Source organism: Pseudomonas sp. CCC4.1, assembly GCF_035019225.1.
GTDB lineage: Bacteria > Pseudomonadota > Gammaproteobacteria > Pseudomonadales > Pseudomonadaceae > Aquipseudomonas > Aquipseudomonas bubulae.
This window is the reverse complement of record NZ_JASJWL010000005.1, coordinates 50,848-66,992: the sequence shown is the minus strand read 5'-3', so window position 1 is coordinate 66,992 and position 16,145 is coordinate 50,848. Positions and strand designations below refer to the sequence as shown.

Genomic DNA, 16,145 nt, shown 5'->3' with positions numbered 1-16,145 from the left:
CTCAATGCTCCCTGCTTTCAAAGTCGATACGCGGATCGACCAGGGTGTATGAGAGGTCACCGATCAGCTTCACCACCAGCCCGACCAGCGTAAAGATAAACAGGGTGCCGAATACAACCGGGTAGTCGCGATTGATCGCGGCCTCGAAACTCATCAGGCCCAGGCCATCGAGGGAGAAAATCACTTCGACCAGCAGTGAGCCGGTAAAGAAAATTCCGATAAAGGCCGACGGGAAACCGGCAATAACCAGCAGCATGGCATTGCGGAACACATGGCCATAGAGCACCCGGTGGTTGGTCAGGCCCTTGGCTTTGGCAGTGACGACATACTGTTTGTTGATCTCGTCGAGAAAGCTGTTTTTGGTCAGCAGGGTCATGGTGGCGAAGTTGCCGATAACCAGTGCCGTAACGGGCAATGCCAGATGCCAGAAGTAATCGAGAATCTTGCCGCCCAGGCTCAGTTCGTCAAAGTTGTTGGACGTCAGGCCGCGCAGAGGGAACCAGTCCAGGTAACTGCCCCCGGCAAACAGCACGATCAGCAGGATGGCAAACAGAAAGGCCGGGATGGCGTAGCCGATGATGATCAGTGAACTGGTCCAGACATCAAAGTGGCTGCCGTGGCGCGTGGCCTTGGCGATCCCCAGGGGGATCGACACCAGGTACATGATCAGGGTGCTCCACAACCCCAGCGAGATGGAGACCGGCATTTTCTCCTTGATCAGGTCGATGACCTTGGCGTCGCGGAAGAAGCTTTCGCCGAAGTCCAGTCGGGCGTAGTTTTTAATCATGATCCACAGGCGTTCCGGCGCCGACTTGTCGAAACCGTACATCTTTTCGATTTCCTTGATCAGTTCCGGATCCAGCCCTTGGGCGCCACGGTAGTTGGAGCCCGCCACCGACACTTCCGAACCACCACCGGCGATGCGGCTGGTGGCGCCGTCAAAGCCTTCGAGCTTGGCGATCATCTGTTCAACCGGGCCGCCGGGGGCCGCCTGGATAATGATGAAGTTAATCAACAGAATCCCGAACAGTGTCGGAATGATCAGCAGCAGTCGCCTGAAAATATAAGCCAGCATTTAAGGCTCCTGGCTCGCGCTTGAAGGTTTGGTAGAGGGTGCAGGTTTTGCGTCAGGTTTGGCCCACCAGGTGTTGGTGCCGATATCGTATTTGGGCGTAACTTCGGGATGGCCGATATGGTTCGAGTAGGCCACGCGCCAGGTTTTGATATGCCAGTTGGGGATCACGTAGAAGCCCCACTGCAACACACGGTCCAGCGCCCTGGCATGGTTGATCAGGCTTTGCCGTGACTCGGCGTTGATCAGGCCCTCGGTCAACTGGTCGATGGCCGGGTCCTTGAGGCCGATAAAGTTTCGGCTGCCGGGTTTGTCGATACTTTGTGATTCCCAGTACTCGCGCTGCTCGCTGCCGGGTGAGCTGGACTGCGGGAAGCTGCCGACAATCATGTCGTAATCCCTTGAGCGCAGGCGGTTGAGGTATTGGGAGGTGTCGACCCGGCGAATCTGCAAATCGATGCCCAGGTCGCTGAGGTTGCGCTTGAACGGCAGAAGGATGCGCTCGAATTCGGTTTGTGCCAGCAAGAATTCGATCTTCACCGGCTTGCCCTGGGCGTCGACCATCTTGTCATCGACGATGCGCCAGCCGGCGTCTTGCAGCAGTTGATAGGCGCGGCGCTGTTGCTCGCGAATCATGCCGCTGGCGTCGGTGACGCTGGGCTTGAACACCTGGCTGAACGCCTGCTCGGGAATCTGGCCGCGCAAGGGCTCCAGAATGGCCAGTTCAGCTTCGGTCGGCGGCGCCTTGGCGGCCATTTCCGAGTTTTCGAAGTAGCTGCCAGTGCGCGCATAGGCACCGTTGAACAGTTGCTTGTTGGCCCATTCAAAGTCGAACAGCAGGCTTAGCGCCTCGCGTACACGCACATCCTGGAACATTGGCCTGCGCAGGTTGAAGACAAATCCCTGCATGCCTGTTGGATTGTGGTTGCGGATTTCTTCTTTTTTCAGGCGGCCCTGAGTAAATGCCGGAGAGTTGTAGGCTCCGGCCCAGTTTTTGGCGCTGATCTCCAGCCAGTAATCAAACTGACCGGCCTTGAGGGCTTCGAAGGCAACGCTGTTGTCGCGAAAGTAATCGACCGTGATGGCATCAAAATTGTACAGGCCCTTGTTGATGGGCAGGTCCTTGCCCCAATAGTCCTTGTTGCGCTCGTAGCGGATCGAGCGCCCGGGCTTGATCTCGGCGATGGTGTAGGGGCCGCTGCCGGGCGGGATTTCCAGGTTGCCCTTGTTGAAGTCGCGGGTTTCCCACCAGTGCTTGGGCAGAACCGGGAGCTGGCCAAGGATTAGCGGCAGTTCACGGTTTTTGTTGTGCTTGAAGGTGAATTTCACTTGCAGCGGGTTTTCCGCGATGGCCTGGTCGACATCGCTGTAATAACCCTTGTACAGCGGCGAGCCACTTTTCATCAGGGTATCGAAGCTGAACACGACATCTTCGGCGCGAATCGGATGGCCATCGCTGAACTTCGCTTCCGGGCGCAGGTAAAACCGCACCCAGCTGTTATCCGGGGCTTTCTCGATTTTCCCGGCAATCAGGCCGTAGGACGTAAAAGGCTCGTCGAGGGTTTGCCGGGCCAGGGTATCGAAGGTCAGATCAATGTCGTCGGCTGGCACGCCTTTATTGATAAACGGGTTGAGGCTGTCAAAGCTGCCCAGCGCAGACTTGCGAAAGGTACCGCCCTTGGGGGCTTGCGGGTTGACGTAGTCGACATGCTTGAAGTCGGCAGGGTATTTCGGCGGCTCGTCATAGAGGGTCAAGGCATGCTGGGGAGCGGCCATGGCCGTGCAGGCAAAACCGGCAAACAACAAGCTAGCAAGGGGCTTTAGCCATGTACGCAAAGGCATCATTGTTTTTTCTCCGTAGGCTTAAGCCACCACGCGCTGAGGCCCAGGGTGTAGGGCGGCGTAGTCACAAAGGCGAACCGGTTGCGGTACGCCAGGCGGTGATAGTTCAGATACCAGTTGGGAATGATGTAGTGCTGCCAAAGCAACACGCGGTCCAGGGCCTGGCCGGCAGACAATTGCTCGTCGCGGGTCCGTGCGGCCAGCAGGCGCTCGAGCAGTTGGTCCACCACCGGGCTGGCTACCCCTGCATAGTTTTTGCTGCCCTTGACGTTGGCCTGGCTGGAGTGGAAGTACTGCCACTGTTCAAGGCCGGGGCTCAGGGTCTGGTCAAGGGTCATCAGGATCATGTCAAAGTCGAACTGGTCCAGGCGCTGCTTGTATTGCGCGCGATCCACGGTGCGCAGCCGGGCATCGACGCCAATGCTGGCCAGGTTCTCCACATAGGGTTGCAGGATGCGCTCAAGGTTCGGGTTTACCAGTAATATTTCGAAACGCAGGGTTTTGCCTTCACTATTGACCAGGCGCTGGCCCGACAGTTTCCAGCCGCTTTCATCCAGCAGTGCCAGTGCCTGGCGCAGAGTTGCGCGGGGGATGCCGCGGCCGTCGGTTTGCGGCAAGGTAAAGGCCTGGTTGAACAGTTCGGGCGGTAGTTGGCTGCGCCAGGGTGACAGCATCAGCCACTCATGCCCCTGGGGAATGCCGCTGGCCGAGAATTCGCTGTTGGGGTAATGGCTCACGGCGCGCTGGTAGGCGCCGTTGAACAGGGTGCGGTTGGTCCATTCAAAATCAAACATAAGGCCCAGGGCCTCACGGGTTTTGTTTTGCGCAAAGGTGGCGCGGCGACTGTTCATAAACAGCCCCTGGGTTTGTGTCGGGATCTGGTGGGTAATTTCGGCCTTGATCACATCGCCGCGGCGTACCGCCGGGAAGTTATAGCCATTGGCCCAGTTCTTGGCCTGGTGCTCGATGTAAATGTCGAACTCGCGGGCCTTGAACGCCTCGAAGGCGACATCGCTGTCGCGGTAGAACTCCACTTCAACCCGGTCGAAGTTGTATTTGCCGCGGTTGACCGGCAGGTTGGCGCCCCACCAGTTCTTGACGCGCTCAAAGACCAGTTGGCGCCCGGGGGTAACCCGGGTAATGCGATAGGGGCCGCTACCCAGCGGTGGCTCGAAGGTGGTGGCTTTGAAGTCGCGCTTTACCCAGTAATGCTGGGGCAACACGGGCAGTTCGCCCAGGCGCAAAATCAGCAACGGGTTGCCTGAGCGCTTGAAGACAAAACGAATTCGTTTGGGGCCCAGGATATCGACCCGCTGGACTTCCTGAAGATTGGTGCGGTACTGCGGATGACCTTCTTTTAGTAACAGGTCGTAGGAGAAGGCAACATCGTAGGCAGTGATCGGCGTCCCATCATGAAAGCGGGCTTCGGGTCGCAGGTTAAAGACGACCCAGCTGCGGTCCTCGTTGTACTCCACTGATTGAGCGATCAAACCATAGCTGGATGTTGGCTCATCGCCGGAGGGGGCATATTGGCCCGTACCGGCCATCAGGGTTTCGTTGAGTTCATTGACCCCGTACTGCAGGAAGTTGGGAGTCGAAACCGGGCTGGTGCCTTTGAAGGTGTAGGGGTTGATCGTGTCGAACGTGCCGAACGCCATGACCTTCAAGGTGCCGCCCTTGGGGGCGTCAGGGTTTACCCAGTCGAAATGGGTAAAGGTGGCGGGGTACTTGAGTGTGCCGAACTGCGCATAACCGTGGCTTTCGCTCAGGTTTGCGCTGGCGGTGAAGCTCAAGGCCAGGCAGATAAATAGCGTAAGGAGGGGACGCGTCAAGTCAGAGATCCGATCCAGGCATTGGGCTTAAGGTTTCCGTACAGTAACAGCTTGTATCTGTAGGAAAAAGGCCACGCTGGTAAGCACGACGGGCAAGCTGCGGCCTACTTTTGTGTAGGAATCAGCTTGCCCGCGGGGGATGTCAGCGCTGTGCTTATCGGGGTTTGGAAACGGTCAGCATTTGCCCCGGCTTGAGGGCTTTTGCGCTGTTTGGATTCCAGCGCTTGAGATGCTGCATTTCAACGTTGAAACGCTTGGCCACCATATACAGCGAGTCGCCTTTCTGGACCTTGTATTGGGTCGGCTTTTTGCCCGAGGGCTTGCGTGTGTCCTGCATCACCAGGACCTGGCCGGCCTTGAGGTTGTTGCCGCTGAGCTTGTTCCAGTGTTGCAAGTCTTTGACATTGACCTTGTTGGCCTTGGCAATCAGGGTCAGGTTGTCGCCGCTCTTGACCCGGTACTTGCGGTTCAGGCGAGCTGGGGATGTGCTTGCAACCTTGTCAAATACCGGCTTGTTGGGGCGCAGACTGACCAGTTGGTCGGAGCTGAGATTGGACAGGCTGGCAGTCAACAGCTGGGCTTTGGCCGTAGGTACCAGCAGATGCTGGGGGCCATCGGTGGTGGCGCGCTGTTTGTAGGCCGGATTGAGCTGGAACATTTCGTCTTCGTCGATTTCGGCCAGGGCTGCCACGCGGGACAGGTCCATGGACTGTTTGATCTCGACCATTTCGAAGTAGGGTTCGTTGGCGATCGGGTTCAGGTTGATGCCGTAGGCTTCAGGGGCCAGAACCACTTGTGACAGGGCCAGCAGTTTTGGCACGTAGTCTTTGGTTTCCTGCGGCAGTGGCAGGTTCCAGTAGTCGGTCGGCAGGCCGAGCTTTTCGTTGCGCTCGATGGCCCGGCTGACGGTACCTTCGCCAGCGTTGTAGGCCGCCAGGGCCAGCAGCCAGTCGCCGTTGAACATGTCATGCAGACGGTTCAGGTAGTTCAGGGCTGCCAGCGTCGAGGCGGTAATGTCACGGCGACCATCGTAGGCACGGGTTTGACGCAGGTTGAAGTAGCGGCCTGTCGACGGAATGAACTGCCAGAGCCCGACCGCATTTGCGTGGGAATACGCCATTGGGTTGTAGGCGCTTTCAATGGCTGGCAGCAGGGCCAGTTCCAGCGGCATATTGCGTTCTTCGAGGCGCTCTACAATGTAGTGGATATAAAGGCTGCCGCGCTCGCCCGCATTCTCGAGAAACGACGGGTTGCTCGCAAACCACAGGCGCTGTTGTTCAATTCGGGGGTTGACGTTCTGGCCGTCCTGCAACTTGAAACCCTGGCGCATGCGCTCCCACACATCTTGAGGGGGGAGGGGGCTGGGCTTCTGGCTGAGCCAGAGTGGATCCTGGGGAATGCGTTTGGCGATTTTAAGGCTGGCCCGCTCCGTGGTCTGCGCCGAATGATCCATGGACTGGCAGCCCGCGAGCGTGGCGCAGACAGCCACCGCAATGGCTTTGACCATGCGCGTCAATGCGTCTGAATTGATGGAGTTACCTTTAAATGACGACATTGTTTTGAAAAAAGTCAGGAAAAAATGTCGGGGGATTCTAGAAAGCAGGGGGGGCGCGGTCAACTGTTGAGAATTTTTGTTCTGACCGCGGCCGGTTTTAGAACCTGTCTTTCCAGCTGCGCAGGCTGGCAAAGACCGCACTGGGCGAGTCGTTGTCGCGGGAGTTCCACTCGTCAGCTTTTTCTTTAACAGATGTTTCGTGGACTCGCAGAAAGGGATTTGTGCGTAGTTCCAGTGCCATAGATGATGGCAAGCTGATACGACCTTCAGCCCGCCACTGCGTGACTTGCGCTACACGCGCGGCAATATCCGGGTTGTTCGGTTCCACGGCCTGGGCGAAGCGCAGGTTGCTCAAGGTGTATTCGTGGGTGCAGTACACGCCGGTGTGGGCGGGCAGCGCGGCCAGGCGAGTCAGGGAGTGATGCATCTGTTCCGGGGTGCCTTCGAACAGTCGGCCGCAACCCGCGGCGAACAGGGTGTCGCCACAGAACAGCAGGGGCGCCGTCGGGTCTTGGTGATAGTAGGCGATATGCCCAAGCGTATGGCCGGGTACCAGCAGGATCTGGAACTCCAGGCCCAGTACCTCGATGCGGTCGCCGTCGTTGAGTGCCACTTGTCGGGCCGGTATGGTCTCAAGCGCCGGCCCCCAGACCTTCGCGTTAGTGTGTGCGTGAAGTTGCGCGACACCGCCTACATGATCGAAATGGTGATGGGTGATCAGAATGTCGCTGAGGACCCAGTCCGGGTGCCTGGCCAGCCACTCCAGAACAGGCGCGGCATCACCCGGGTCGACCACGGCGCAGCGCTTTTGGGTAGTGTCCTGTAACAACCAGATGTAGTTGTCGTTGAAGGCGGGCAGGGCGTCGATCTGTAACATGGTGCAATTCCCAAGTGTGAAACAATGGCGCATCTTAGGGGCTGTTGACGTTTTATTGCGAGTCGCGTCGTCAGGGCTTGCGACAGATAAAGGGCGAGTTGGAGGAGCAATGACCGATAAAGCATTGGCTCAGGCTGATCCTGAGTGGCTGGCACTGATCAGTTCGGCGCGTGAGTGGCTGTCTGGCCCCCATGGGCAGTTGTTGCTCGAAGATGAGCAACGCGTGCTTGAGGACGAGCTGGGACGCTTTTTCGGCGGCTATCTGGTGCATTACGGCCCTGCTGCCGACACCCCGCCCAAGGCCCCGCAGGTTCAGCGCAACGTACGCCTGGGCGCGCCATTACCGGGTGTTGAAATCATCTGCGAAGAACAGGCCTGGCCATTGTGCGAGCACGCTGCCGACGTGGTGGTGCTGCAGCACGGGCTGGATTTCTGTCTGTCGCCCCACGGTCTGTTGCGCGAAGCGGCCAGCAGCGTACGCCCTGGCGGGCACCTGCTGATTGTCGGGATCAACCCCTGGAGCAGTTGGGGCTTGCGCCATGTCTTCGCCAAGGATGCCCTGCGCAAGGCACGCTGTATCTCACCTTCACGGGTCGCCGACTGGCTGAACCTGCTGGGCTTTGCGCTGGAGAAACGCCGCTTCGGGTGCTATCGTCCGCCGCTCGCTTCCAAAGTGTGGCAAAGCCGCTTGTCCGGCTGGGAACGCAAGGCCGGTAGCTGGCAATTGGCAGGTGGCGGCTTCTATGTATTGGTTGCTCGCAAAATGGTGGTGGGCTTGCGCCCTGTCAACCCGATGCGCCGGGAACCGATGGGCAAGCTGATTCCCTTGCAGATGGCCAAGGTCAATCGGCGCCACACAGACTCCTAAATTTATGTTGGGCCGGGTTTGCCCGGCTCAGGTGCTGGCCATTGCTGATGGTCAGGCCATAAGCAGCCTTACCTGGATAGTTTGCAATGATTGATAGCGTTGAAATGTTCACCGATGGTGCCTGCAAGGGCAATCCTGGCCCGGGTGGCTGGGGTGCCTTGCTGATCTGCCAGGGTGTCGAGAAAGAGCTCTGGGGTGGCGAGGCCAATACCACCAACAACCGCATGGAACTGATGGCCGCCATTCGCGGGCTTGAAGAGCTCAAGCGTCCGTGTGAGGTGCTGCTGGTGACTGACTCGCAGTATGTGATGAAAGGCATCACCGAGTGGATGGTCAACTGGAAAAAACGCGGCTGGAAAACCGCCTCCAAGGAGCCGGTAAAAAATGCCGACCTGTGGAAGCTGCTCGATGAGCAGGTCAGTCGTCACACCGTGAAATGGCAGTGGGTACGCGGTCACATCGGCCATCCCGGCAACGAGCGCGCCGACCAGTTGGCCAATCGTGGGGTCGATCAGGTACGGGGAATCAAGCATGCGTAGTGTTGTACTCGATACCGAAACCACCGGTATGCCGGTCACCGACGGCCACCGGGTGATCGAGATCGGTTGCGTCGAGTTGATGGGGCGCCGTTTGACCGGTCGCCATTTTCACGTGTATCTGCAACCCGACCGTGAAAGTGACGAAGGCGCCATTGGCGTCCACGGCATTACCAATGAATTCCTGGTGGGCAAGCCGCGTTTTGCTGAAGTCGCCGATGAGTTTTTCGAATTCATCAAGGGCGCACAGCTGATTATTCATAACGCTGCGTTTGACGTGGGCTTCCTCAACAACGAGTTTGCCCTGATCGGCCAGACCGATCGCGCCGACCTGACTCAGCACTGCACCATCCTCGATACCCTGGCCATGGCACGGGCCCGTCACCCGGGCCAGCGCAACAGCCTCGATGCGCTGTGCAAACGCTATGGTGTCGACAACTCGGGCCGTGAGCTGCACGGCGCCTTGCTCGACTCCGAGATCCTGGCCGACGTTTACCTGACCATGACCGGTGGCCAGACCAGCCTGTCGTTGGCCGGGAATGCTTCTGACGGTAATGGCTCGGGTGAGGGGTCGGGCAATCAGGCCAGCGAAATTCGCCGCCTGTCGGCGGACCGTCAACCGGGCCGGATTATTCGTGCAAGTGAAAGCGACTTGACCGAGCATGCGGCTCGACTTGAAGCCATTGCCAAATCGGCTGGCGGCCCGTCGTTGTGGGCGCAACTCCTCGACGCGAAAGGGCAGACGCTGCAGTAACCTGGCGCCTACCTGACTGCCGCTGCCGCTTATTGTCAGCGTCGACGACAGGAAAGAAGGATTTTTCATGCATCTGGTTATCAACCCCCAAGACCCTCAAGTCTCGGTACGCCTGGCCGACGAGGGTTTTGCGCCCTATGTCTGGTGCAACGATTTCAGCTTTGAAGTTCGTGCCTATGCCCGTGCCGACCGGTATAAAAAGGTCGAGCACTGGCCGCTGGAGCTGATTACGCCCTATCGCAAGTGCTACGGCATCGACCCGGATGAGTTCGCCAGCTACCGCGGTGGCAAGGGCAGCGACATCTTTATGGCGTACCTGGACAACCAGCCCGTGGGGCATGTGGTTGTAAGCACCCACTGGAACGGCTTTGCCCATGTCGATGAACTGGCCGTTATCGCGGGCGCCCGTCGCCACGGTGTGGCCAGGTCATTGCTGGAAGTGGTGAGGTTCTGGAGCCATAAAAAAAACCTGCCGGGGATCATGCTCGAGACCCAGAACAACAACCTGGGCGCCTGCCGGTTGTATGAGCGTTGCGGGTATCAGGTAGGGGGCATCGATGATTTGCGCTATCGCGGTATTGACCCACAGACCCGTGAAGTGGCTATTTTCTGGTATTTGATATTTGAGCGCAGGGATCTGTAGCAGTTGTCGAGCTCTGCGAGGCTGCGTTCGGCGGCTGCTACAGGGCTCGTGTTTTAAAGCACCACCAAGCCCTGATCCGCCAGCAATGCCTCGGCCTTTTGCCGCACAATCTCCAGCAAGGCATCCAGTGCCAGCCCGTGCCGGGTGCCTTTGCGTGTAAGCGCATAGAGCGTCACCGGGATCGCCGGTGAGATCGGGCACACATCCAGCCCGTTTGCCCTGGCACCCACTGCCGTGAACGGGTCGACCAGCGCCAGTCCTTCTCCCGCTTCGACCATGCTGCGCATCATCTGGTAACTCTGCACCTGAATCTGCACCACCGGTGCCGGACGCAAGGCTTGCAGCTTGCTGTCGAGCAGGCGGCTCAACGGGTCGTGCTGATGCAGGCCGATCATTGCCTGTCCCGCCAGCTCTTGCAGTGCGATGTATTTGTGCTTGGGTGACAGCCAGCCATGAGGCGCCAGAAACTGCACCTTGCCTTGAACCAGTGGCAGAGATTCGATCCCGGATTGCTCCGATGGCTGCAGGCTCAAGCCCAGATCGCATTCGTCCATTAACAGACGGCGCACAATTTCGGCGCAAGGCTGGCTGCTCAAGGTTGTCGGGGTATCGGGAAAGCGCCGTCTGAGGGCGCCTATGCAATGAGGCAGCAGCGGTTGGGCCAGGGTTTCGCTGCAGGCTATGCGCAAGGCCGGTTCCTGATGCTGGCGCAGCTCGTTGCCCAACTGGCGCAGAGGCTCAAGTGCCTGGTACAGCTGATTGATAAGGGGTTGCAGCACAAGGGTGTCGCGGGTGGCTTGCAGCCTCCCGCGAATACTGGCAAACAGCATAAAGCCCAATTGCTGTTCGGCTTCCTGCAGCGTTGCGTTGAGGGTGGCCGTGGGCAATTGCAGCAATTCGGCAGCATGGCCGAGGTTGCCGGTTTGCAAGATGGCTTGAATCACTTCGATGTGGCGTAGACGCATACTGGTGTCCTGTCTCGCAAATACTGATCCTTTTTGACGGCGTCTGTTGTCGTCAAAAAGGATCGTAATCATGAGGCCGGACACCAGTGCCCGGCAGATGAGGTTTCAGCGTTGCGAAGCCTGATCCGTCTCTCATCATTTGACTTCAACCTGTACGCCCTGAGTGGCAGGTCAGGCTGCGACGACGGGCGACGGGTCGCGAACCAGGATGACACCCGACTGCACCAGCTCGAAGTTGTTGTCATCGTTCTTTTTGACACGATCGCCAATGGCCAGTTTGTAGGTCATTACGGGTTGATCGCCGGTTGCTTGTGAATCTTCAAACTCATGCACGGAATAGACGCGACCTTCCGCATCTCTTGCATGAAATTGTCCAACGAGAACTGCCGCCATTTGTAGAGAACCTCTGGAGATAAACACCCAATTTGCGGTTCTGTAGACCGTTGTTCAGCAGGGGAAGTTTAACCATGTGAAAAAAATAGTCCCCCTACTTTACAGGCTTGCAGGCCGATAGTGTGAACTGGGGTGCAAGAAAGCCGTCCGATCATCTATAACTACTCTTCCTACAGCTACTGACTCGGGGTTTTCCATGAGCAAGGTCTACAGCGTTGCAGTGTTGGTTGGCAGTTTGAGGAAGGATTCCCTCAATCGAAAAGTGGCTCAGGCTCTGGCAGAGTTGGCTCCGCCAAGCCTGAAACTGTTTATTGTCGAAATCGGTGAGCTGGCGCTTTACAACGAAGACATTGATGGTGCGTCGCCACCTGCGCCATACACGGTTTTTCGCGATCAGATCCGCCCGGCCGATGCCATCCTGTTTGTGACCCCCGAGTACAACCGCTCGGTGCCAGGGGTGTTGAAAAACGCCATTGATGTCGGTTCGCGGCCCTATGGGCAGAGTGTGTTCAGTGGCAAGCCGGGCGCGGTGATCAGCGTTTCGCCTGGGGCCATTGGTGGCTTTGGGGCTAACCATCACTTGCGCCAGTCGCTGGTGTTTCTCGATGTGCCGTGCATGCAGCAGCCTGAGGCTTATCTGGGAGGAGCCGGTGATGCGTTTGATGCATCCGGTAAACTGTCGGATAAAACCCGACCGTTTTTGCAGAAATTTATCGATCAGTTTGCCGGGTGGGTAGAGCGCTAGGACTACAGCAGTCGCAAGCCGCAAGTCAGAAACTTGCAGCTTGCAGCTTGCAGCTATCAACCTGCAGCTATCAGCTGCTCTGTGGCATCTCGCCCTTGGCCAGGCGCTGGTTGATATCGCTAATCACTGCGGGCAGGTCGCTGATGGTGTCGATCAGATAGTGGGGGCGAGAGCCGGCGAACAGGGCGTGAATGCGGTTGCGTTCGCTGTCCAGGGTTGCCGGGGCCAGTGCCTTGTATTGTTCCCAGGTCAGGCCCAGGGCGTTGCCCGAGCACACCAGCGCCACGGTCCACATGCCGGCGCGGCGACCTTCAAGAATGCCCGGTACGGTGTCGTCGATCTTGACGCAGGCACCCACATCATCAATACCCAGCGCGATCACGTTGGCCAGTGCCTGGGCCGGCCAGGGGCGACCGTTAGGGACTTCATCGGTGGCCACGACGTGGTCGGCCACATAGCCATTGGTGGCGGCCAGTTCAACCACTTTGGCCATGACCTGCGCGGGGTAGCCCGAGCAGGAACCGATCTTGATACCTTGCTCACGCAGTTGGGCAATGGTGTCCAGTGCGCCGGGAATCAGGGCCGAATGCTCGGCGATCTTTTCGATCTGCAGCGGCATAAAGCGCTCATAAATCGCGGTGACGTCATCGTCGGTGGGTGCACGGCCAAACACTTTTTTATAGCGCTCGGTTATCTGCGGCTGATCACACAGGGTACGAATGTGGTCCCACTTGCCCATGCCCATCGGCCCGCGAGCTTCTTCGATGGACACCTGCACGTCAAACTCGGCAAAGGCTTCGACAAAAATCTGGGTTGGGGCGAACGAGCCGAAATCGACCACGGTGCCGGCCCAGTCGAGGATGGCGGCTTGCAGCTTGCTCGGGTTGGTGTAGTTCATGTCTGTTAATCCTGTAAGAGCGGGCTGTGCCGCACGAAGTAAATAGGGTTGTTCTAGCCTGTTCCTGCACCATCAAATATCGAAGACTTCCATTTCCTGCAGCACCTGGCCTATGGCGTCTACGGCTGCCTGCATCTCGGCCTGATTGACGTGGCCGATGCAGCCCACACGAAAAGTCTCAACCTGGGTCAATTTGCCCGGATACAGGATGAAACCCTTGGCCTTGACCCGCTCGTAGAACTCCTTGAACTGATAGCGGGGGTCTTTTGGCGCATGGAAAGTGACGATAATCGGCGCCTGGATAGCCTCGGGCAGAAAACTGCTAATGCCCAGTTTGGCCATGCCGTCGAGCAGGGCCTGGCAGTTGTTGGCGTAACGCTGATGGCGGGCAGGCAAGCCGCCTTCTTCGTTGTATTGCAGCAGTGCCTCGTGCAGGGCGGCTACCACATGGGTCGGCGGGGTAAAGCGCCATTGTCCGGTTTTGCTCATGTAAACGTGCTGATCGTGCAGGTCCATTGCCAGTGAATGGCTGTTACCGGCGGCATTGCCCAGGGCTTCTTTGCGGGCGAATACAAAGCCCATGCCGGGCACACCTTCGAGGCATTTGCCGGAGGCAGCGATCAATGCATCAAAAGGGACTTGCCGGGCATCGATCGGCAGGGCACCGAAGGAACTCATGGCATCGATGATCAGGCGTTTGCCGTGCTGAGCGATCACTGCGGCAATGTCGGGCAGCGGGTTAAGGATGCCGGTGCTGGTTTCGCAGTGGATCAACGCCACGTGGGTGATGCTCGGGTCTGCATGCAGCAGGCGGTCGACGTCTGCCGCCGTGGTGGGCTCGTCTTCAGCGGTTTCAAAGGTGCTGTAGCGACGGTCCAGCACTTCGCAGATTTTCGCCAGGCGTTTGCCGTACGCACCGTTGATCAGCACCAGTACATTGCCATCCCGTGGTACCAGGGTGCCGATGGCGGCTTCGACGGCAAAGGTGCCGCTGCCTTGCAGGGGCACGCAGTGATGGCTGTCGGCGCCGTTGATAATGGCCAGCAGTTGCTGGCACAGGCTGGCAGTCAGCTGGTTGAAGCTGTCATCCCATGAGCCCCAGTCAACCATCATCGCCTGGCGGGTACGCGCCGAGGTGGTCAGTGGGCCAGGGGTCAGCAGGATCGGCGCGGCAGTACTCATTCTGAATTCCTCACAAGCATGGGATGGCTACTTGGTACAGGACATAAATTGCAGTTTGTGTTGATATCAATCAAATTGTTTGTTGTTATGCCTGCCATCAGTGAGGCTTATAAATGAATTTATTCCAGCTCCGTGCGTTTGATGCCGTGGCCCGCGAGGGCAGTTTTACCCGGGCTGCGGCCCGGCTGTTTATCAGCCAGCCGGCGGTGACCGGGCATATCAAGGCGCTTGAGGAGCACTACCAGATCACCTTGCTGCGGCGTACGGCGCGGCGGGTGGAGTTGACTGAAGAAGGCACCAAGCTGGCGGCCATCACCCGGGCCATGTTCGGTTTGGTGGATGAAGCGCAGGTCATGCTGGAGGCCAACCGCCAGTTGCTCACCGGGCGACTTGAGGTGGCGGCCGATGGTCCGCATCTGGTGATGCCGATGCTGGCAAGCCTGCGCGCACGTTATCCGGGGGTTACCGTGAATTTGCGCCTGGGCAACGCTCAGGAAACCTTGGCGGCGTTGCTGTCGGAGCATGCCGATGTGGCGGTGCTGACTGAAGTGGAGCCGCGCAAGGGCCTGGCCTTGCGTGCGCTGAACGAGTCGCGGATTTGTGCGCTGGTTCCCGCCAACCACCCGTGGCTGGCCTTGCCTGATGGCATCGCGATCGGGCAACTGGATCAGGTGATCATGGTGCTGCGTGAACCAACCTCGATTACCCGTCGCACTTTCGACAATGCCTGTGAGCAGGCTGGAGTCAATCCACGGGTATTACTGGAACTGGACAGCCGGGAGGCGGTGACCGAAGCCGTCGCTGCGCAGTTGGGTGTGGGCATTGTGTCGTCGGTGGAAGTCAGTCATGACCCCCGCGTGCGTGCGGTACCGATCAACGGCGCGGGGCTGGTCAATCTGCATATGCTCGGCTGCATGGAACGGCGGGCCGAGTTGCGGTTGATCAAGGCGTTTATGGAGCTGGCGGTGTGATTTGTGCGGGAATAACACGCGTAGCAGCTGCTACGAATGGTGTGTTACAGGTCTGCCCGCACAATCTCCAGAAACGTTGCCACTACCCGCCGTGAGCTCTGCTCCTGCAGGCACACCAAGGTTTCGGTCAGGCGCCTTTTGCAGTCGATGATGGGCAGGGCGCACACCCGGGAGTCCGAGCCAAACTCCGCCGCCGACACCACCCCCACGCCAATCCCGACCACCACTGCTTCACGCGCCGCTTCACGACCCTCTACCTGGATCGCGGCGCGGATACGCAGGCCGGCCTGGCTCATTTCTTCTTCCAGGGTTTGCCGGGTTACCGAACCGACTTCGCGCAATACCAGCGGTGTGTCATCCAGGTCGGCCAGGCAGATCGAACGGCGGCTTGCCCAAGGGTGCGTGCGTGCTACAAACGCCACCATCGGGTCGCTGCGCAAGGGCACGCTCAGCAGCCGGTCATCATTCACATCGCGCCCCAGCAGGGCCAGGTCTGCCTGGTAGTTGAACAGCCGCGCCAGACATTCGTCGGTGTTGCCTGTTTCGATTTTTACCGTGATCCCGGGGTAGCGCTGGCAAAAGCGGGCGATTTGCGGCAACACATGAACAGGGGCGTCAACCGCCAGGATCAGGCTGCCGGTTTGCAGGGCCTGGGAGTCCTGCAGTAACTCCTGGGCCTCGGCCTGTACCCCGAACAGGCGCTGGGTGATGCTCAGCAACCGCTCACCCAGGTCGGTAAGGCGCACCGAGCGCTTGTTGCGGTGGAACAGCAACACCCCGAAGCGTTCTTCAAGTTTTCTGACCTGATCGGAGATGGCCGGCTGGCTTAAAAACAGACGTTCGGCAGCCCGTGTGAAACTGCCGTGAACGGCGACGGCATGAAAGGCCTTCAACTGCGCATGGGAAACTGACATTGAAAAACCTCTTACAAGCTGAGCTTATGAGTGAAATACGATAAATCGATTTTACCTATTAGTCAGTAATTGCTTTGATCGACCTCAGCCCGGCGTTA

At 58.6% G+C, this 16,145-nt stretch carries 16 protein-coding genes; 6 read left to right on the top strand and 10 right to left on the bottom strand.

What is annotated here, in order from left to right; all coding sequences use genetic code 11:
* Position 1: 1 nt before the first annotated feature.
* From QN377_RS03550 to gloB, 5 genes are all read right to left on the bottom strand, one after another.
* Positions 2–1,075: a microcin C ABC transporter permease YejB gene (locus QN377_RS03550; protein WP_095019319.1), complete on the bottom strand. Its 1,074-nt coding sequence runs from the start codon at positions 1,073–1,075 to the stop codon at positions 2–4.
* On the bottom strand, positions 1,076–2,917 hold the full coding sequence (locus QN377_RS03545; RefSeq protein WP_095001703.1) for an extracellular solute-binding protein: 1,842 nt from the start codon (positions 2,915–2,917) through the stop codon (positions 1,076–1,078).
* Positions 2,914–4,719, bottom strand: coding sequence for an extracellular solute-binding protein (locus QN377_RS03540; RefSeq protein ID WP_416194595.1), 1,806 nt, complete (start codon positions 4,717–4,719; stop codon positions 2,914–2,916). The genes QN377_RS03545 and QN377_RS03540 overlap by 4 nt, the downstream gene beginning before the upstream one ends.
* 181 nt (positions 4,720–4,900) lie before the next feature.
* Positions 4,901–6,301, bottom strand: coding sequence for a lytic transglycosylase domain-containing protein (locus tag QN377_RS03535; RefSeq protein WP_095001701.1), 1,401 nt, complete (start codon positions 6,299–6,301; stop codon positions 4,901–4,903).
* Between the two features lie 97 nt (positions 6,302–6,398).
* Entirely contained in the window at positions 6,399–7,178 is a 780-nt protein-coding gene (gene gloB, locus QN377_RS03530; protein WP_095019317.1) for a hydroxyacylglutathione hydrolase, read from the bottom strand.
* A gap of 109 nt (positions 7,179–7,287) precedes the next feature.
* Here gloB and QN377_RS03525 point away from each other — a divergent pair, with 109 nt between their 5' ends.
* The 4 genes from QN377_RS03525 (at position 7,288) to QN377_RS03510 (ending at position 9,979) form a co-directional block, all read left to right on the top strand.
* Positions 7,288–8,046, top strand: coding sequence for a methyltransferase domain-containing protein (locus tag QN377_RS03525; RefSeq protein WP_095001699.1), 759 nt, complete (start codon positions 7,288–7,290; stop codon positions 8,044–8,046).
* A gap of 86 nt (positions 8,047–8,132) precedes the next feature.
* Entirely contained in the window at positions 8,133–8,585 is a 453-nt protein-coding gene (gene rnhA, locus QN377_RS03520) for a ribonuclease HI (RefSeq protein WP_095001698.1), read from the top strand.
* On the top strand, positions 8,578–9,336 hold the full coding sequence (gene dnaQ / locus QN377_RS03515) for a DNA polymerase III subunit epsilon (protein ID WP_095001697.1): 759 nt from the start codon (positions 8,578–8,580) through the stop codon (positions 9,334–9,336). The genes rnhA and dnaQ overlap by 8 nt, the downstream gene beginning before the upstream one ends.
* 67 nt (positions 9,337–9,403) lie before the next feature.
* Positions 9,404–9,979: a GNAT family N-acetyltransferase gene (locus tag QN377_RS03510; protein WP_095019315.1), complete on the top strand. Its 576-nt coding sequence runs from the start codon at positions 9,404–9,406 to the stop codon at positions 9,977–9,979.
* A 53-nt stretch (positions 9,980–10,032) separates the two neighbouring features.
* On the opposite strand, the gene QN377_RS03505 is transcribed toward QN377_RS03510, so the two are convergent.
* The gene (locus QN377_RS03505) at positions 10,033–10,944 is read right to left on the bottom strand and encodes a LysR family transcriptional regulator (protein ID WP_095019314.1); all 912 of its coding nucleotides are present in this window, start codon (positions 10,942–10,944) and stop codon (positions 10,033–10,035) included.
* 171 nt (positions 10,945–11,115) lie between these two features.
* Positions 11,116–11,337 (bottom strand): hypothetical protein, encoded by a 222-nt coding sequence (locus tag QN377_RS03500; protein WP_095001694.1) that lies wholly within the window; start codon positions 11,335–11,337, stop codon positions 11,116–11,118.
* A gap of 196 nt (positions 11,338–11,533) precedes the next feature.
* Between QN377_RS03500 and QN377_RS03495 the strand changes: the two genes are divergently transcribed.
* Complete coding sequence (locus QN377_RS03495) at positions 11,534–12,082, top strand: NADPH-dependent FMN reductase (protein WP_095001693.1); 549 nt, start codon at positions 11,534–11,536, stop codon at positions 12,080–12,082.
* A 70-nt stretch (positions 12,083–12,152) separates the two neighbouring features.
* On the opposite strand, the gene phnX is transcribed toward QN377_RS03495, so the two are convergent.
* Positions 12,153–12,980 (bottom strand): phosphonoacetaldehyde hydrolase, encoded by an 828-nt coding sequence (gene phnX / locus QN377_RS03490; RefSeq protein WP_095001692.1) that lies wholly within the window; start codon positions 12,978–12,980, stop codon positions 12,153–12,155.
* A gap of 72 nt (positions 12,981–13,052) precedes the next feature.
* Positions 13,053–14,162, bottom strand: a complete 1,110-nt coding sequence (locus QN377_RS03485; protein WP_095001691.1) for a 2-aminoethylphosphonate--pyruvate transaminase — start codon at positions 14,160–14,162, stop codon at positions 13,053–13,055.
* Between the two features lie 113 nt (positions 14,163–14,275).
* Between QN377_RS03485 and QN377_RS03480 the strand changes: the two genes are divergently transcribed.
* The gene (locus QN377_RS03480) at positions 14,276–15,133 is read left to right on the top strand and encodes a LysR substrate-binding domain-containing protein (RefSeq protein ID WP_095001690.1); all 858 of its coding nucleotides are present in this window, start codon (positions 14,276–14,278) and stop codon (positions 15,131–15,133) included.
* Between the two features lie 44 nt (positions 15,134–15,177).
* Here the strand turns inward: QN377_RS03480 and QN377_RS03475 are convergent, their stop codons facing one another.
* Complete coding sequence (locus QN377_RS03475; protein ID WP_095001689.1) at positions 15,178–16,047, bottom strand: LysR substrate-binding domain-containing protein; 870 nt, start codon at positions 16,045–16,047, stop codon at positions 15,178–15,180.
* Positions 16,048–16,145: the final 98 nt, after the last annotated feature.